Here is an 18,133-nt window from a genome sequence, read left to right on the forward strand (position 1 = left end):
CTATAATTTTTTAATTAACTGCAAAATCGCGAGTTTCTAAATAGCTTGGGGCGCTTTTAAAACAGGCCTTTAGCTTACTTGCAAGCGCTGTGGTTACTGGCGCATCACATTTTAACTGGCCATTATATTTTCCGTTAGTTAGTGCTACTAAACTGAGTGAGTCATAGCTTGGTTTACTTTGTATTTTATGAATTACCACCCCCTGCTCTGCTGAAACCTTTATTAAATTAAACTCTTCTTTTTCAGGTTGTGTTATAGCGATCTTTTTTACATATAACGGATTTTTAAAAGTCAGCTTTGTCGAAAACAAAGCCGTACCTCCGCGCTCAAAATGGCCATTAAACACAGTGGTATTTAATGTGGGTGTCTGCTTATTTATTAATAAATTCAAATCAAATTTGGTTGGTAAAATGGTGATCTGAGTTTGTTTTTTTAGTGACTCGTTCAGTGCTTTTTTGATTATTTTAAGATGGGTGTCATTGGTAGTTACTTCGTACACTATTTGGTAGTTGTGTGGGGGGGCGTATAAAGGCATGTGGCTGGCAAGTAGTTTATCGCCGGCTAATATAAGCGCCATGCCATGAAACCCCACATAGCTGTGGGCTTTATGTGTGTTGTGTGCCTTGTGCTCAGGGTCGCTTGCTAGTGCTGCGCTTGAAAATAAAATAAAAATTAGCAGTATGTGTTTCATGTTAATGCTCAAAAATAAATATAACGTCACTATAAGCTGATTTTTATGTATAAATAATCGATAATAAGTTGTTAGCTGTTTCCTTTTAGTCAATACGGTTTGGCGCTATGCATTTAGATGACATTGAAAAAGTAATTCATATGGCGAGTTCGCAAAACCTGCACACAACCGCTAAGCATTTTAATATTACCCCAGGGGCGCTGTCTAAAACGCTAAAAAAGGTTGAGGCAAACTTAGCCACAGAGCTGTTTAATCGTGTGGGCAAAACCTTAGTACTTAATGATAAAGGCAAAGAGTTTGTTAAGCACAGTAGCGATTTAGTTCATAATTACCAGCAGCTTACTAGCCGCTTTAAAAGCGATAATCATAAATTTAATGCAGTTATTGCAGGCCCTGCAATTTTACTTAAAAGTGGCCTTAAAAAGTTACTTACCCCTCTTAGCAACCTGCCCTGTTCGGTACGTATTAATAATGTATTTGAAGGTGAAGCCATAAGCCAAGTTGCATCAGGCGCGGCGCATATTGCGCTAGTAACTCGCGAGGCACTAAATAATAGCTCACACGCTAATTTAGTGGCGGTTGATGTATTTAATACTGGGTTTAGTGTGGCAGCGCATGCTTCGCATCAGCTAGTACAAACTGGCTCTTTAACGCTTAATAAAGATCAATTACTAGAGCTTGCTTTTGCATGCCCTTTGTTTTCACCCCTGTGCGGCTTAGAGCAAGGTATAGGCTCCGACGGCTGGCAAGATGATATTGCACCGCGCAATATTGTATTTAGATGTAGCGATTACAGTGCATTAATAGAGGTGGTTCAAAGTGGCTTGGCCTTGGCGTATTTACCTAACTTTGTGATTGATGATTTAGGGCTTACAAAATTAACTGTAAAGGGGGTTAACAGTCACTACAGTGAAAGCATTGTAATGATATACAAACCTTCAAAGGCCGATGGTTGGCTTAATAAACTTATGCACACTTTATAAATGGGCTTAAAAATATAAAGCGCCTTAACCACTACATTAAGACGCTTTAGGATGAAAACTTTAATTTGCTAGCTATTAAAAATTATACGCTAACGACATTTTAAATTGAGTTGGCGCACCTGGGTAAACCCATAAAGCGTTGTAGCTGCTTTCGGCGTAATCTTCATCAAAAATGTTATTAACACTTATATTAAGCTCGGTTTGCTCGGTTAAGTTAACGTTGCCAAACACGCCTACTAATTGGTAGCTTGGTAGCCTAAAACTTAAATCGGCGGCATCACCTAAACGGCTGCTGGTGTATTGGTAACTTGCACCAAACTCAAGCTCTTTGCCCATTAATGCTGTTTGGTGGCTAAGCGTAAGGTTTAAGTTATTTTTTGGTACATTTACCAGCGGGCTGCCTTTTTCAATTGGCACGCCCCAATCTGCATTAATAATGTCGTTTGCTGTGGTGGCATCTATATAGGCGTACGATAAGTTAAACGCCGTTGCATCAGTAATATAGGTATTTAAATCAAGCTCAAACCCTTTACTATCGGCTTTACCAATAGGCGCTGAAAAACCAACGTTTACAGGGTCTGCCACTAACATATTACTTTTAGACGCATCAAAAAATACCACAGTACCGTTTATGCCTAAGTATTCAAACTTAGCGCCAACCTCAAACGAGTCACTGTATTCAAAGCCAAAGGGGTCGCCGTTTGCATCAGTGCCGCTCAGTGGCAAAAAGCCTTCTGAGTAACTGCTGTAAAAAGTGATTGCGTTATTTAGCTCGTACACTACGCCAACACGCGGGCTTACTTGGCTTTCAGAGCTGGTCGAAAACACGCCGCTGTTGGTTTCTAAAATATCTTGGTCTACGCTGTCAAACCTTAGGCCCACTAATAGCTTAAATTTGTCGGTAATATCCATTTGGTCTTGAACATAAATACCGTACGCCTTTTGCTCTTCGTCGTTTTCGTAAAGCAGGCTTACTGCTGGGCGTTCTACATCGTAATTTGGCTCAAAAATATCAACGGTATAAGTGCCGTTACCGCCTCGATAGCGAGAAAGCGCTGTACGTAAATCGTACTTGTATGCATCGGCACCTATTAATAAATGATGCGTAATACCGGCTGTGTCTACACTGCCGCTTAGCTCAAACTTTACACTTAAATCTTCTACTTCGTAGTCGCGATAACGCTGCTGGCGAGTAAGTGTGCGGCCATCATCAAATAGCGATTGGCGCGATGGCGAAAGCTCAGCATCTGACGAAAACCCCGTTAACGTAGAGCTGCGGTAGTTTGCACCGGCCACTAACGACCATTCATCGTTAATATCGTGATTTAAAGTAATTTGGTGCCCGCGCGAATACACCTGCGTGTCGCCATCGTTTGGGTTACCTAAATAGCGCGAGCTTGGTACGGTGTCAAAATCGTTATCGAGTACGACAACACCACGGTCAAATAACTGCGTTAAATCTACGTATTCAAACTCATAAGTCACACTGGTTGATGTGTTTAATTGATGATAAATAGACGGCGTAACTACCTTTTTATTGGTGTACACCTCATCGCGGTAGCTGTCGCTATCTTGCCACGCGCCATTTATTCTAAACGCGGTGGTGTCGTTAATGCCGTTTGTGTAATCGCCTTCAACGCGATTAAAACTGTCGCTGCCTAAGCTTAGTTTTAGCTCACCTTGCGGCTCAAACTGAGGTTTTTTAGTCACAATATTTACAGTACCGCCGGGCTCTGAGCGCCCATAAAGTGCTGAGCCTGGGCCTTTTAGTACTTCAATGTAATCAATGTTAGATACATCACGCGGGCCGCTAAAACCACGCCCACCGCTAAAGCCATTAATTAAATAGCCCGATGGCATGTTTTCGTTACCCGAAAGACCCCGAATAGAAAAGCTATCCCATAATGCGCCACTGTTATTTTTGCGCGAAATACTGGCCGAAAAATCGAGTGCGTCTTGTAATTTAGTAATGCCTTTTTGATCAAGCGCAGCACTACTAACACTTACAATAGATTGCGGCATTTGCTTTTGAGGAATATCGCCACGGTATGCTTGTTTATAAGTAACCGATATTTTTTCAATTTCGTCGTTTTGCTCTTGCGCCACTGTTTGCGCACTTAAGCCTAAGCAGGCTAAATAAATTAAAGAATACTTCATGATAATAGGGAAATCGAAGGTGTTATATTATAACAACAAGTTTAACATGTGTTACTTTATAACAAAACAACTTTTTAAAAAATCACAGAGCGATTAATTAATGCACTAGCGACTGCCCTGTCATCACGTTAGTATGGAGATCTCTTTAGGTTACATAACGATAATTACATGAGTATAAAAACAAACGCGTTAGTCTATTTTTTAGCCTTTTGCAGTGGCTTTTGCATTATGGGAATTGAGCTATTAGGCGGGCGTATTTTAGCGCCTTTTTTTGGCAGTAGTGTGCACATTTGGGGCAGCATAATTACCGTATTTATGCTTAGCCTTTCTCTTGGGTATTTACTCGGCGGTAAGCTAAGTACTAAAAATGCATCGCTTACAAAATATGGCTTAATATTTTTAACTGCCAGTATTATGGTGGTGCCTATTGCGCTTTTTTCGCAGCCAATAATGGAATTTATTTTTACCCACATTGAAGATACACGCTACGGCTCGTTACTTGCCTCTACGGCGTTGTTTTTTATTCCTACCGTTATTTTAGGCATGATCTCGCCTTACTCGGTGCGTTTATTAGTCACCGACAGCCATAAAAGTGGCCAAGTGGCGGGTATTTTATATTTTGTAAGCACGTTGGGCAGCGCCTTAGGGACTATTATTACCTCGTTTTACTTTGTACTGGCGTTTGATGTAAACACCATTATAAGTGCCTTTGCGTTAACCTTGGGCCTGTTAGGCGTGCTGGCAATTACTGTTAATAGCCTTGCTGGTAATAAGGAGCTTGCCCATGCGTAACTGTTTATTATTTTTAGCGGTACTGTTTTCGGTTGCGGCGCACAGTAATGTAGTGCATGAGGAGCGTTCTTTATATCGCAATATTATTGTTGATGAAACACATGACCTACGCTGCTTAAAATTTAATACAAAAAGTAGCCAAACCAGCCAAAGTTGTATGTACAAAAACAACCCCGACAAACTGGTTTTTAATTATACAAAACTTACGTTTGCCAGCCTTTTAGTAACCGACAACCCTAAAAATGTGCTTATTATTGGCCTAGGTGGCGGTACGCTTTCTAATGTAATTCATGAGCTGTACCCTGCTGCTAAAATTCATAATGTTGAAATAGACCCAGCAGTGTTAAAAGTAGCCCGCGATTACTTTAACTTTATAGAAACCGATAACGTTACGTCAAGCGTGCAAGACGGGCGTATATTTATAAAGCGCGCAGCCATTAAAAAGCAAAAGTACGATTGGATTATTCTTGATGCGTTTAACGGCGATTATATTCCTGAGCACTTACTCACCAAAGAGTTTTTTGAAGAGGTAAAAAGCGTATTGGCCGAGGGCGGTGTAATTGCCGCTAATACGTTTTCGAGCAGTAAATTATACGAACATGAGTCGGCAACTTACCACGCCGTGTTTGGCGATTTTATTAACGTAAGCCGTGCTAATCGCTCTAACCGTATTATTTTAGCGGGTGTAAACTCTATGCCTACTGAGGCGCAAATTAATCAGCGAATTAAAGCACTTAACCCGCGTTTAAAAAAATACGATGTAGATTTAAAAGCAATTAGTACCTATATGCAAAGTACCAAAAACAAGCAAGATTGGCCTGCCAATACAAAAGTGCTTACCGATCAGTACTCCCCTGCTAACCTCCTTAATTTTTAAATCCACAAATTTATGTAGCCCCAGTTTTGGGGCTTTTTTTATTTGCAACACCCCTCAATATTTACTTAGCACGCTAACTAATGTTAAAATACTTAGCATGCTAACTAATTTGAGGTGGTTATGACTACTCAAAAACCTTTTCACGAAACGCTCGATTTAACCATTATTGGTAACATGGGGCGGGTTCATAGGCTGTGCCGCGAGGCCATCACTTTAGCTGTAGAACCTTTAGGGCTTACGCAATCGCGCTGGACGGCGCTAACCCATATAAATATGTTGGGCGAGGGCATAACGCAGCTTGAGCTTGCGCAGAGTTTAGGAATAGAAATGCCCTCGCTTACTCGCACATTAAAGCAATTAGAAGAGCAGCTATTAATTACCCGTAAAGTTGATGAGCACGATAAACGCAGTAAAAAAATTTACTTTACCGAGCAAGGTGGGGCAATTTTACAGTCGCTAAACGAAAAACTCATTGATATTAAAAGCCAGCTATACAGCGGGCTAAGCACACAGCAACTCGATGCGCTTGCTTATGGCATCGTCAATATGGAAAAAAACGCACTAAACTGTATTAAAAATCAAAGTAAAGAGTAAGAGAGACAATGACACCAGATCAAAAATTTACTCGTTATGTAAGGCTTTCGTTAGCGGGTTTTGTTGTTATATTTATTTACTATTTAATTGCCGACATGTTTATGCCGGTAACGCCGCAAGCGCGGGTTTATCATCCTGTGGTGCAAATTGCCCCGCAAATAAGTGGCCGTGTTACTAAGGTATTGGTTAATAATAATCAAACCGTAAAAGCTGGCGATGTATTGTTTGAAATAGACTCAGGCCCGTATAAATTAGCGCTAGAGCAGGCACAGCTCGCCCTTGACGACGCTAAATTACAAAACAAACGTTTAGATACCAATGTAAAAGCACTGGAGGCGCAAATTTCGGCGGCCAAGGCAAAGCTGCACGAACAGCAATTACTAAATAACCGTGGCGAAGCATTATTTAAGCAGCGCTCTATTTCAGAGCAAGAGCTTGAAAGCATTAAAGCTAACTTTGAAGCAAGTAAATCAAATGTCGCCTCATTAGAAGCGCAATTGGCAGAAGCAGTACTTGCCCGCGGCGAAAGCGGCGCGCAAAACTTAGCGCTTCGCCATGCTGCAAACCAATTAGCACAAGCCGAGCTTAACTTATCGTACACCCAAGTACGTGCGCTAAGCGCTGGTGTGGTTTCTAACTTACAACTACTTGATGGCGCATATGCGGTAGCGGGTAGCCCGCTTTTAGCTATTGTGGCTAATAAAGCCGACCTTGTTGCCGATTTTAGAGAAAAATCATTACTAAATATGAAACCTGGTAGTTTGGCGCGAGTGGTATTTGATAGCCGCCCAGGTGAGGTTTACAACGCGCATATAAGCACGTTTGAGGCAGGCGTAAGCGATGGGCAACTCAGTGCTAATGGCTCGCTTAGTAGTACCGAAACCAGTAATCGTTGGGTGCGCGATGCTCAGCGCCAGCGTATTCATTTAGTGATGCCAGATAACGCTAAATTAATTGCTAATATGCCAAGTGGTGCGCGTGCCACTGTGCAACTATTGCCAGAGTCAACAATCGGGCAATGGTTAGCGTCGGCTCAAATTAGGTTTATTAGCTGGCTACACTACATTTATTAATGGAGGCCGTATGACTCAAGCTGTTAGCCAAGCACCGCAATTAGACTCAAACGGTTTACGCCAAGCGCTGCGCATAGCCGGTGGCTGCACCATAGGGTTTACTATTAGTAAATTAATGAACTGGCCATACGGTATATTTTTTACTGTTTACCCCATGTTGCTACTTGGTTTAGTGCCGGTGTTAAATAAAAGCATTGTGCGCCAGTTTTTAGCCAGTGCCGCCATTAGTATTCCAATGGTTTTAATTATGCAGGGCTTGTTTTCGCACCTTCCGGTACTGATGACCATTATTGTATTTTTAGCGTTTTGCTTTTTGTTTTATCAAATGAGCTCAGGTGCGGCTTTTTTATTTGGCGCACTAGGCGTGGTTGGGTTGTCGATTCAGCTGCACTTTTCAAGCTATGTAACCGGTACAAGTAGTGTATACCCGCTTATTTTAAGTAATGGTTTGGCTACTGTTCTCTCTATTGTTATTGCGTTTGTTATGCATGGTGTTTTTCCTGATGTAACCGCGCGTGCCGTGAGGGCGGTACCCGCTAAAGCCAAAGAAAGCATTCGCCATGAGGTATTATTATGCGCAACGGTTGCTACGCTTTCGTTTGTGGCGTTTCAAGTCCTCGATTTACAAGATTCAATATCGGCGCAAGCCTCATCGGTATTAATTTTGTTTTCGCTGTGCTGGAAAGCCGCAGGTATGGCCGGTTGGCAGCGCGCTATTGGTACATTAATTGGCTGTAATGCCGCGCTGTTGGCGCAAGTGTTATTGTATAATCACTCTGACTTTTTATTATTTCCGGTGCTTATACTGTGGACGTTATCGTTTGTATTTAGCCGTTTTCATATTATTGGTGGCGGCGCACCGGGCATAGGATTTGGTGTGTTAACCACGTTTGGTATTTTGTTTGGCAACTCACTAGGCCCCGGGCAAGACCTTGTTTATAGCGCCATGTATCGCTTTAGCTCTGTTGCGGTGGCTATTGTGGCCAGTTTATCTGCGGTGTATGTAATGCACCATATATTAAATCGCTTTAGTGCCACCCGCCATCATACCTACGAATAGCCCACTCACACCTACGGTTAACTATTAGCTGTAGGCGTAAATTAAGCATACTTTACTGTAAAGCCTTATAAACTTAGTGAGTTATAACTTAATGTTACCGCGCAGGGCTTTGGTTTGCCCATGTTTGGTTTTTTTATCCATGCGCTTGCGCTGCGAGTTACGGCTTGGCTTGGTTGCGCGGCGGGCTTTGTTTACTTTGGTTGCACTTAAAATTAAATCTTTTAAACGTTTTAGTGCATCTTCTCGGTTAAGCTCTTGGGTGCGAAAGCTTTGGGCTTTAATTACCACCACGCCCTCTTTGGTGATCCGAGAGTCGTTTAGCTTTAATAGACGTTCTTTGTAAAAATCGGGTAACTTTGAGCGGTTAATATCAAAGCGTAAATGAATGGCGCTGGCTACTTTGTTAACGTTTTGGCCACCGGCACCTTGCGAACGTATAGCAGTTAGCTCTAGTTCCCATTCATCTATAGTGACAGTATTTGAAATAGTTAACATTACGTTCAGCTCTTATCGACAAAAATGCAGTATAACATTTGTAACTATATTTGTGCTGAATCAGCTTAAGTTATAGAACTTTAAAGCATTTATACTACTTTATAGCCTAATTACACCTAATACTTTAGTTATGTATTGGCAAGCGCTTACATTTAGTTTTTAATGGCTTTAATTAAATAATAGGAAACGCCCCATGAAAAAAATAATTTTATCACTTAGCTTACTAGCAATGAGTTTTTCTAGCCTTGCAGAAGATATTAGCGAAGGCCAATTACAAAGCTACATGAAAGCACTACCGGCTGTTTCTAGCTGGGCTAGCAGCCAAGATTCGTTAAAAAACCTAGATTTAGCAAGCATGCTAGGTGGCTCTGCTGATCAAAATGTTGAAGAGCAAAGCTCTCTTGCTAATAGCGCATTAAGCATGATTAAAGAGCAAGGTTTATATAAAAGCTTTGCCGATATTACTAACCGTTACGGTTTTTCGCCTGAAGAATTAGTATCTGTTGGCTCAGAAGTATCTATGGCTTACATCGAAAACCTTAAGTCGGGTCTTTCAGCTGAAAACCAAGAAACAGCAAATAAAGTAATGGGTGGCCTGCAAAGCCTTAAAAGTGCTAAAAGCAGTGACGCTAGCTCGTTAATGGGCTCGTTTGGTAAGGCTTCAAGCGCGGCTGAAGAATCTACAGACCCACTAGTAAGCGAAAACAACCTTGAGCTTGTGAGCGAGTACATGCCACAGCTGCAAAAGATTTTTGCACTACTATAATTTTACAAATAACCTAAACGTAGGTTAAGTAAACACGTACATAAAAGGTGGCATTTGCCACCTTTTTTAATGCCTAAAATTTAAAAACCTTACGACATTTTACGAATTGTACTCAGCGGTGCTATTCGTAAAATCCAATGCAGAAATGCCCACGGCCAGCTTGGCACAAAGCTGTTGGCTTTTTCTTTATTTATTGCTTTTACCAGTGCTTTGCAGCCAGTTTCGGTATCAACAATAAACGGCACTGTTTTTACTTTTTCGTTTATTTCGCTTCTTATAAAACCTGGGTGTACGCAGCTTACTTTTATAGGCGTGTGCATTACATCTATGCGTATGCCTTCACTTAATGAGGTAATAGCCGCTTTAGTGGCGGCGTAAACGGTCATGGCGCGCCTAAAACCACGTACAGCACTAATAGATGAAATAGTCACTAAATGACCATGGTTTTGCGCTCTAAAAATTTCCATTGCGGCCTCAGCCTGCGCAAGTGCGGCCACAAAGTTAGTTTGTGCGGTTTGTTTGTTGGCATTAAAATAACCCGTACCAATAGAAGCCCCTTTGCCCATACCAGCATTTATAATCACTCTATCAAGGCCGTTAAGCTCATCTTTAAAGGCGTTAAATACGCTAAATACTTGCTCGTGGTCGTTAACATCAAGCACTTTTATGCTAATGGTTATATTTGGGTTTATTTGTTCAAGCTCACTTTTTAGCTGCTCTAATAGCTCAAAGCGCCGAGCACATAAAGCAAGATTACAACCTTGTTTTGCAAACTCTTTTGCCATGCCTTTGCCTAAGCCTGAACTTGCACCTGTTATTAGTATGTTTTTGCGCATAATTAGATCCTTAGGTGTATGTAATTAATTTTTGTTGTGGGTGGCACTCTAAAAAGTGATGCTCGTTTAAACTACTTATCGTTAATTTTTGATTTTTTCCTTTGCCGCGCGCCACTACTTTGGTTACGCCTGCGTTTACTAAGCTCCAATTAATATCAATAAAGCGCTCGAGCTTTAGCCCCATTAAATGGCTGGTTATAATGCTAATAGGCCCGCCAGAGGTATAAATAAGTACATTTTTACCGTGGTTTTCATTGGCTATTTGTTCAAGCGCGCCAAGTACACGCGCAGTAAATGCATTAAAGCTTTCGTTATATTGAGTGCTGTCGGGATTGAGCACCCATTGCTGTATGGCGCTAATAAATACCGTTTTAAAGTATTCCATAGGCTCGGCTTGCTTGCTAAGTGCCGCGCGAACTTGGCTTGGGGTGGCAAGCTGTGGGTTATAAACCGCTAAAATATGTTCGTGATCGTACTCGTTTAATCGCGCATCGTTTATTAGTACCGGCACATTATTAGCACTTACTAAACTCAGCTCTGCGGTTTGATTATGGCGCAGCATACTGCCTGCAAATACAGCATCGGGCGTAAGCTGCTTTTGTGCTAAATATTCACCCAGTAGTGTGGCTTGCTGTTGCCCTTTTGTTGAGAGCGTATCGTAATTATCAGCCGAAAAACTGGCCTGCCCGTGGCGTACTAAATATAAAATGCACATTAGACTTTACCTTGGTTGTTAATGGCTTTTTTACAGCGCCATAAAAGGTAATGTACAAACACCCAAAAGTGTTTAAAGGCAGGGTTTTTAGTTTGCCCATGGTGATAGCGGTAATAAATTTGCTGCACAATGCCGGCAAGTCTAAACAGCCCGTACACTTCGTAAAAGGTAAAGTCATCTACGGTTATATTCATTTTTTTACAGTAGTAGGCCACCACTTCTTTGCGCGTTAGCATGCCCTCTAAGTGAGTGGGTTGACGGCGCGTGGCTTGGGCTAAAAAGTCATCTCCTGGCTCTACCCAGTAAGCCAATGTATTGCCCAAATCCATAAGTGGGTCGCCAAGGGTGGCAAGTTCCCAATCTAAAATACCCAGTACGTTGGTGTAGTCGTTTGCATCAAGCACAACGTTATCAAACCTAAAATCGTTATGTGTTATGCAAATACGCTCGTTACTTGGCATGTTGTTTTCAAGCCATTTAATGACTTTTTTACCGCTGGGTACATTCCAGGTTTTGGCTTTAGTAAAGCGCTCGCTCCAGCCGCTAATTTGACGCTGGGTGTAGCCTTCGCCTTTGCCTAAATGGCTTAAATTGGCCTGTTTGTAATCTACTTTGTGTAACTCTACTAGGCAGTCGAGTACGTTTTCGCACAGCTTTTTGGTACGCTCGGGCGTGGGGGTTAATCCGCGTGGTAAATTTTTACGCGGAATAATACCCGTAAGCTTTTCCATAACGTAAAAGTCGGTGCCGAGTATGTTTTCATCGTCGCAAAACGCCTCCATATTTGGCACATAGCTGTAAACTGGTTTTAGCGCTTGCTGCAGTTTATATTCACGGGCCATATCGTGTGCGCTTTTGGCTTTGGTGCCTTTGGGTGCTCGGCGCAAAATAAGCGATTGCTCTGGATACTCTAGGCAGTAGGTCCAGTTTGATGCTCCCCCTGCGTATTGAGTAACACTTGGCTCGCCAGTTAATTGTGTAATGTGTTGCTTAAGCCAGGCATCTACTTTTTGTGTGTCGAGCTCTTCGCCTTGGCGTACGTTTTTGGCTTGATCTAATAATTGTGTGTTCATTGCTAGCCTTTATTATTTTGATTTTAAACGTTGCATAGAGCGTGTTTTTTTCAGCATGTTTTTAATGTACCACTCAACGGGGAGTAGTTTTTTCATTAAAAAGGCCTGTTTACCTAATTTATGGGTCAAAATTAAAAATGGGCGGTTAAGCGACTGCTGATAAATAATATCAGCAACTTGCTCTGCGTTTATGGGAGAGCGCTCAAAGGCACGGTTAAGCATGGTTTTCATGGCCGGCTCGCTGGTGCGCATGGATTCATCAAGATTGGTTTTAAAAAAGCTCGGGCACACAACACTTACATCTATATTATCGTGGGCGAGTTCGAGCTTTAGGGTTTCGCTAAAGCCTATAACCGCCGCTTTTACAGCGTTATAACTGCTCATAAACGGAATAGGGGTAAGCCCTGCTTGTGAGGCTATATTAATAAAGTAGCCACCGCCTTGTTGCACAAAGGCGGGGTAAAACGTTTGGCACACCCGCACCATAGAGAGCAAATTAATATCCATAATCCACTGCCATTGCTCAAGCGATTCGCCCTCAAGCGAGCCGCCCGTGGCAACGCCTGCGTTATTTATAACAATATCTACGCCCTGCCACTTGGTCTGGATAATATCGTAAAGCCCCTTTACATCTGCTTGCTTGGTTACATCGCAGGCGTAAAAAAAGGCATCGCTTTTTAGTGCTTGCAGCTCACTAATGGTTATGGCTGCACGCTCGGCGTTTATATCGGCAATACAAATTTGTAAGTTAGCGCCCAAATTACTTGCGTAACTCAGGGCTAACGCTTTACCCAGCCCAGTTGCTCCACCTGTTATTATTAGTCGTGTTTTCATGGTGTTGCCTTAGCGGTATTTGTTAAGTTCGAGGCGCGAAACCATGCCCATATGTACTTCGTCTGGGCCATCTGCAAGGCGTAAAATACGCCCCATTGCATTAAACGATGCTATAGGAAAGTCGCTCGACACCCCAGCGCCCCCAAACACTTGTATTGCCATATCTGAGACCATTTGCAGCATATTAGGCACGACTACTTTTATGCTCGATATTTCCGTCATGGCGTGTTTAACGCCTTGAGTGTCTATTTTCCATGCCGCGTGCAGGGTTAATAAACGGGCTTGATCTATTGCCATACGCGCTTGCGCGACGCGTTCTAAATTACCGCCTAATTTAAGTAAGGGTTTACCAAAAGCGCTGCGCGATAGGCCTCGTTTAATCATGAGCTCTAAACAGCGCTCTGCTGCGCCAATTGCGCGCATACAATGATGAATTCGCCCAGGCCCCAAGCGCCCTTGTGCAATGGCAAAGCCTTTGCCTAACCCTAAAATAAGATTTTGTTTTGGTACGCGTACGTTATTAAACTCCATTTCGCCGTGGCCGTAGGGGGCATCAAAATCGCCACAGGCACTTAGCATACGCTTAATGTTTACACCGGGTGTGTTTAGCGGCACAAGTACTATTGAATGCTGGCTGTGTTTATCGTTTTCGGGATTAGAAAGCCCCATAAAAATAGCCACCTGGGCATTAGGATGACCGAGGCCGGTGGTCCACCACTTTGTGCCATTTAAAATAAGCTCGTCGCCATCAACATCTATGGTTGCTTGCATGTTTGTCGCATCTGATGAAGCGACATCGGGCTCGGTCATGGCAAATACTGAGCGAATATCGCCATTTAATAATGGGGTTAACCACTGCTGTTTTTGCTCATCATTTGCAAAATGATAAAGCACTTCCATATTGCCGGTGTCGGGGGCATTACAATTAAATATTTCTGATGCAAATAAACATTTACCCATTTGCTCTGCAATAGGGGCGTACTCTAAGCAGGTTAAGCCTTGTGCTAGTTCTGCATCGGGTAAAAATAAGTTCCACAGGCCAGCGGCTTTTGCTTTAGTTTTTAATGGCTCAATGTGCTCACTTAGTTGCCAAGTGGTCCAATTGTTTGAATTATTTTTAGCATGGTTATGCGCAACTACTGCTTGCTCAATAGGCAATACGTGTTCATCCATAAAGGCGGTTACACGCTTTAGGTAGTCTTGGCTTTTTTGGCTTGGCTCAAAGTTCATTAGGGTTGCCTGTTTATTTTTTAGTTAACCCAGCATAAAACATTCGCCCCAATGAATTAAATGAAATATATTACCAGTTAAGTGTGAATTACATTCATAGTGTGAGCGGGTAATAATGATTGAAGCTAAAAATATTCAACAGTTGGATTTAAATTTACTTAAAATATTTGAATGCCTATACCGTGAAAAAAACATGAGCGAAACCGCAAAGGTGCTATACATAACGCCCTCAGCAGTTAGCCATGCTATAAAACGTTTGCGCAGTGTATTAAACGATCCGTTATTTGAGCGCCAAGGGCAATTAATGCTCCCCACCCCTGCGTGCCAACGTATGGCACCCGAGCTAATAGATTTACTCGAAAAATTACGCCAAGTGCTACAAGCCTGCGGTGACTTTAATTTAGCGACCACTGCGCAAACCTTTAAAATAGCTCTGCACGATGCAATAGAGCCTATTGTTTTGCCTAAATTGCAACTTGCACTGGCAAAACATGCTCCCAATGCAAGCTTAGCGAGCGTAAAATTAAGCCGTGAAGATATGCATAAGCAATTAGCTAATCATCAAATAGATATGGCAATTGATGTAGCGCGGCCAATAAAAGCGCCCATTAGCCATGCTGTTCTTTCAAGTGATCACTTTTGTGTACTCATGAAAAAAAACCACCCGCTTAAAAACCAACTCAATATAGACAATTATTTAGCGGCTAAGCATGTTGCGGTATCTAACCGGGCAACCGGTACTGTTATTGAAGATATTGCGTTATTGCAATTGAGTTTTAATAGGCAGGTGGCTATACGTTGTCAAAATTATTTTGCCGCGAAAGAGGTAATAAAAGACGCGCCATTTTTACTCACCCTGCCCTCTATGGTGGCAAGCCAACTGCTTGACGACACGCTAATAGCACGGCCCGTGCCCACCACTATGCCTGCTATTTATCAGCATCTATATTGGCATCAAAGTACTGATAAAGACGACGCTTTAGTATGGTTACGCGGGCAAGTGCAGCCTATTTTTAAACGTGAATAGCTATAATAAAAGCGCCAAACTTAGTGAACTAAATTTGGCGCTTCGCGTTGTTTTTTTTAAGCGTTTACAAGGCGTTTGTTTTTAAACTTAAGCCCAGCAATTAATAACAGTGGCCCAATAAACATGGCAAGGCCATATACACCGCCTGTTACTGCGTATTCGGGCTTATTTAAAAAGCTTATAGCAATTAAAATAGCCAACGATGCGTTTTGAATCCCTACCTCAATCCCAAGTGTTAGTGAATCGGTCAGGTTAAGGTTTGAAAGTTTAGCTATGAGCAAGCCAATGACCATTGAGCCAATATTTAATGCAAGGCAGGCCCAAAATACAGCATCAAACGAGCTTGCCAGTAAGGCGCGTTCTTTTATTACTAGCGCGGCTATCATGGCGAGCATAAAAAATAACGAAAAACGCCTAAAAAACGGCTCACTTTTAATCGCAAATTCGCTTTTAAAATGGCGCAGGCTTATCCCTATGGCAACAGGCACTAAGGTGATTACAAATAGCCCAAGAGATGTAGTTAATATAGAAAAATTAGCATCGTCTTGCGGTGCAAATTGGTGCATGGCAAAGCCAATAATAAACGGGGTGGTAATAATGCTAATAGCGGTTGAGGCAGCGGTTAAGCTTACCGAAAGCGCTAAATTAGCCTTTGCCAGCTGGCTCACTACGTTTGACATAGTACCACCCGGGCACGCGGCTAAAATCATTAACCCTATTGCTATAGGCGTAGGTAAATTAAGTAAATAACACAAACCTAAAGCCAGTAGCGGCATGGCAATAATTTGGCCTAGTAAGCCCATAGCAATTGCTAAGGGCTTTTTAAAAAGCCGCGTAAAGTCGCCAACTGTAAGCCCAAGCCCCATGCCAAACATAATAAGGGCAAGGGCGAGTGGGAGTATGATTTCTGTTAAAAATGATGCGTTCAAATTAGGCGGCCTCTGTTGTTTTTAATGCCAGCACTTCGTAGTTAAATGAGTACGGGGTTAGCAGCGTTTTTATCTGTTGTTGCAGCGCGTTTAACTCATCTTCATTAACTAAAATTGTGGCTTTTATGCCTAACTTTTTATCAGCAAACACATTTATTTGCACGGTTTTGTTGATTAATTGCTCGCTTAGAGCCTCTGTAATGGTTTGTTTTATTTCTAGGCAAACCAGTTCGGGCTTATAAATTTTACCTACGGCAGTAAGCGGTATTTCATCAATTATATAAATAGCTTTTGGTACCTCTGCTCGCTCAGGTATGTTGGCGCTAACATACGCGGTTAGGTCATCAAGTTTAAGCGTGCTATTTGGGCTTAGCGTTACGTAAAGTACGGGTACTTCGCCTGCGTAGCTGTCGGGGCGTGGCACGGCGGCTGCAAGTGTTACTTCGGGGTGGCTGGTTGCGGCATCTTCTATCATTTTGGGGTCTATATTGTGCCCGCCACGTATTATTAGCTCTTTTTGTCTACCACATAAAGATACATACCCGCTCTCATCTATTTTTCCTAAATCGCCGGTTCTAAAATACTGTTGGCCGTTTTCATCAACTACCCATGCGCCTTGGTTATGCGCATCTTCTACGTAACCCGGAAATACGTTATTACCGGTTATTATTATTTCGCCGACATCGAGTGTATCGCAAATTTTAACAAGCGTACCTTGCTCGTTTATATCGGCAATTTTAAGCGTAATACCAGGTATTGGCAGCCCTACAGAAGCCTCTTTATTAATTGGGTTTACAGGCATTAACGTACTTACTGAGCTGCCCTCAGTTGAGCCATAACCCTCTACCAGTGGGGTGTTTGTGAGTTTAGTAAACAGGGCTTGTAAATCTGATGAAAGCGGCGCGGCCCCACAAATGGCAAACTTCATTTTAAGCGGTGGCACCGATATTTTTTGCGAGGTAATTTGCTCAACCATAGCCGCGTAAACCGTAGGTACGGCGGTCATAACGGCTACATCGTAATTATTAATTAGGGTGAGTAAGTTTTGAATGATGTTTTTACCTCTAAAGCCAGAAGGGCTTGCGAGTAAAATTTTACAGCCTTTCATAACCGAGGCTATGCCTGTGGCTACCGCCGCATTTACATGAAATATGGGCAAACCTACTAGCATGGTATCGCCTGCGTTTACTGGCGAAAGCAAATTAACCTGCCCTGCATTGGTGAGCTGGTTTAAGTGTAAGTGCTTGGCAAGTTTTGGTAAGCCGGTTGTACCACCCGTATGAAAATACGCGCACACATCGTTTTGCTCAGGCAAAGTAAAATTAGCTGCTTGCGTACTTTGCGCCGCGAGTAACTTTTTAAACCCATACACGGGTACTTTATTATTTTGCGAGCATGCTATGTCGTCACCAAATAAACTAATAACCGCTTTTAGGCCGGGTATATGCTCTTTAATTGCCATTACTTTTTGCCAAATATCGCTACCAGGGACTGGGCCTAGGGCAATGATTACTTTGGTATTGGCTGAGATCATAATTTCTTTCATTATGGACTCATCAAGCAAGGGGTTTATGGGGTTTGCAATGCCTGCGGCCTCTGCTGCCCAAAGCGATACATAGGTTTCAGGGAAGTTAGGTAATACCAGCGAGGTAACCTCGGTTTTTGTAATACCCAACGAGTGCAATGCATTGCCAAGCCCTGTTACGTTTTTTGCGAGCGCGTTGTAACTCATTTTACGGTGCGGATTAGCAAAGCTTTTACCTTTAAAGGTCATTAAAATGCGATGAATAAGCCTTTTTGCAAACGGAATTTGCGCTTCGCTAATGCAGTCGCCATCTAAAATGTATTCAATAGCGGTTGCATCACCAAAGTTTTTTGCCGATTGTAAAATGGCATGATAAGTAGAGCGAGGAAGTTGCTCTGGTGATATTTCAGCAAGGTTTAAATTGCCAACATCGGCGTGGTTTTTAATTGTTGTTATATTCATAAAACCCTCAACGT

General features: G+C 42.4%; 18 protein-coding genes. 8 read left to right on the forward strand and 10 right to left on the reverse strand.

Annotated features, from left to right (window positions below; translation table 11 throughout):
* Positions 1 to 10: 10 nt before the first annotated feature.
* Positions 11 to 691, reverse strand: a complete 681-nt coding sequence (locus AN395_RS03000) for a hypothetical protein (protein WP_054982029.1) — start codon at positions 689 to 691, stop codon at positions 11 to 13.
* A 107-nt stretch (positions 692 to 798) separates the two neighbouring features.
* Here AN395_RS03000 and AN395_RS03005 point away from each other — a divergent pair, with 107 nt between their 5' ends.
* A complete protein-coding gene (locus tag AN395_RS03005) occupies positions 799 to 1,674 on the forward strand; it encodes a LysR family transcriptional regulator (protein ID WP_054982030.1) in 876 nt (291 codons plus the stop codon).
* Between the two features lie 75 nt (positions 1,675 to 1,749).
* Here the strand turns inward: AN395_RS03005 and AN395_RS03010 are convergent, their stop codons facing one another.
* Positions 1,750 to 3,831 carry a TonB-dependent siderophore receptor gene (locus AN395_RS03010; RefSeq protein WP_054982031.1) on the reverse strand — a complete coding sequence of 694 codons (2,082 nt, stop codon included), beginning with the start codon at positions 3,829 to 3,831 and terminating at the stop codon, positions 1,750 to 1,752.
* A gap of 168 nt (positions 3,832 to 3,999) precedes the next feature.
* On the opposite strand from AN395_RS03010, the gene AN395_RS03015 reads away from it, so the two are divergent.
* The 5 genes from AN395_RS03015 (at position 4,000) to AN395_RS03035 (ending at position 8,227) form a co-directional block, all read left to right on the forward strand.
* Positions 4,000 to 4,623 carry a fused MFS/spermidine synthase gene (locus AN395_RS03015; RefSeq protein ID WP_054982032.1) on the forward strand — a complete coding sequence of 208 codons (624 nt, stop codon included), beginning with the start codon at positions 4,000 to 4,002 and terminating at the stop codon, positions 4,621 to 4,623.
* Positions 4,616 to 5,500: a spermidine synthase gene (locus tag AN395_RS03020; RefSeq protein WP_054982033.1), complete on the forward strand. Its 885-nt coding sequence runs from the start codon at positions 4,616 to 4,618 to the stop codon at positions 5,498 to 5,500. Before AN395_RS03015 ends, AN395_RS03020 begins: the two co-directional genes overlap by 8 nt.
* Positions 5,501 to 5,620: 120 nt before the next feature.
* The gene (locus AN395_RS03025) at positions 5,621 to 6,094 is read left to right on the forward strand and encodes a MarR family transcriptional regulator (RefSeq protein ID WP_054982034.1); all 474 of its coding nucleotides are present in this window, start codon (positions 5,621 to 5,623) and stop codon (positions 6,092 to 6,094) included.
* Positions 6,095 to 6,102: 8 nt separating this feature from the next.
* Positions 6,103 to 7,167, forward strand: a complete 1,065-nt coding sequence (locus AN395_RS03030) for an HlyD family secretion protein (protein ID WP_054982035.1) — start codon at positions 6,103 to 6,105, stop codon at positions 7,165 to 7,167.
* A 10-nt stretch (positions 7,168 to 7,177) separates the two neighbouring features.
* Positions 7,178 to 8,227 (forward strand): DUF2955 domain-containing protein, encoded by a 1,050-nt coding sequence (locus AN395_RS03035; protein WP_004586263.1) that lies wholly within the window; start codon positions 7,178 to 7,180, stop codon positions 8,225 to 8,227.
* A gap of 81 nt (positions 8,228 to 8,308) precedes the next feature.
* Here AN395_RS03035 and arfB read toward each other — a convergent pair whose 3' ends face one another.
* Positions 8,309 to 8,722: an alternative ribosome rescue aminoacyl-tRNA hydrolase ArfB gene (arfB, locus tag AN395_RS03040; protein ID WP_024033019.1), complete on the reverse strand. Its 414-nt coding sequence runs from the start codon at positions 8,720 to 8,722 to the stop codon at positions 8,309 to 8,311.
* A gap of 193 nt (positions 8,723 to 8,915) precedes the next feature.
* Here arfB and AN395_RS03045 point away from each other — a divergent pair, with 193 nt between their 5' ends.
* Positions 8,916 to 9,488: a hypothetical protein gene (locus AN395_RS03045; RefSeq protein ID WP_004586261.1), complete on the forward strand. Its 573-nt coding sequence runs from the start codon at positions 8,916 to 8,918 to the stop codon at positions 9,486 to 9,488.
* A gap of 89 nt (positions 9,489 to 9,577) precedes the next feature.
* On the opposite strand, the gene AN395_RS03050 is transcribed toward AN395_RS03045, so the two are convergent.
* The 5 genes from AN395_RS03050 to AN395_RS03070 are packed head-to-tail and all read right to left on the reverse strand — an operon-like array spanning position 9,578 to position 14,176.
* Positions 9,578 to 10,324 carry an SDR family oxidoreductase gene (locus tag AN395_RS03050; RefSeq protein WP_171036111.1) on the reverse strand — a complete coding sequence of 249 codons (747 nt, stop codon included), beginning with the start codon at positions 10,322 to 10,324 and terminating at the stop codon, positions 9,578 to 9,580.
* Positions 10,325 to 10,334: 10 nt separating this feature from the next.
* Positions 10,335 to 11,039, reverse strand: a complete 705-nt coding sequence (locus AN395_RS03055) for a histidine phosphatase family protein (RefSeq protein ID WP_054982037.1) — start codon at positions 11,037 to 11,039, stop codon at positions 10,335 to 10,337.
* Positions 11,039 to 12,112 carry a phosphotransferase family protein gene (locus AN395_RS03060; protein WP_054982038.1) on the reverse strand — a complete coding sequence of 358 codons (1,074 nt, stop codon included), beginning with the start codon at positions 12,110 to 12,112 and terminating at the stop codon, positions 11,039 to 11,041. The genes AN395_RS03055 and AN395_RS03060 overlap by 1 nt, the downstream gene beginning before the upstream one ends.
* Positions 12,113 to 12,124: 12 nt before the next feature.
* Positions 12,125 to 12,946, reverse strand: coding sequence for an SDR family oxidoreductase (locus AN395_RS03065; RefSeq protein WP_054982039.1), 822 nt, complete (start codon positions 12,944 to 12,946; stop codon positions 12,125 to 12,127).
* 9 nt (positions 12,947 to 12,955) lie between these two features.
* Positions 12,956 to 14,176 (reverse strand): acyl-CoA dehydrogenase family protein, encoded by a 1,221-nt coding sequence (locus AN395_RS03070; RefSeq protein ID WP_054982040.1) that lies wholly within the window; start codon positions 14,174 to 14,176, stop codon positions 12,956 to 12,958.
* 115 nt (positions 14,177 to 14,291) lie between these two features.
* Here AN395_RS03070 and AN395_RS03075 point away from each other — a divergent pair, with 115 nt between their 5' ends.
* Positions 14,292 to 15,203, forward strand: coding sequence for a LysR family transcriptional regulator (locus AN395_RS03075; RefSeq protein WP_054982041.1), 912 nt, complete (start codon positions 14,292 to 14,294; stop codon positions 15,201 to 15,203).
* A 56-nt stretch (positions 15,204 to 15,259) separates the two neighbouring features.
* Here AN395_RS03075 and AN395_RS03080 read toward each other — a convergent pair whose 3' ends face one another.
* Positions 15,260 to 16,132 (reverse strand): bile acid:sodium symporter family protein, encoded by an 873-nt coding sequence (locus tag AN395_RS03080; RefSeq protein ID WP_054982042.1) that lies wholly within the window; start codon positions 16,130 to 16,132, stop codon positions 15,260 to 15,262.
* A gap of 1 nt (position 16,133) precedes the next feature.
* Positions 16,134 to 18,119 carry an AMP-binding protein gene (locus AN395_RS03085; protein WP_054982043.1) on the reverse strand — a complete coding sequence of 662 codons (1,986 nt, stop codon included), beginning with the start codon at positions 18,117 to 18,119 and terminating at the stop codon, positions 16,134 to 16,136.
* Positions 18,120 to 18,133: the final 14 nt, after the last annotated feature.

The organism is Pseudoalteromonas sp. P1-30, from assembly GCF_001400005.1.
In the GTDB taxonomy this organism is placed as follows: domain Bacteria; phylum Pseudomonadota; class Gammaproteobacteria; order Enterobacterales; family Alteromonadaceae; genus Pseudoalteromonas; species Pseudoalteromonas atlantica.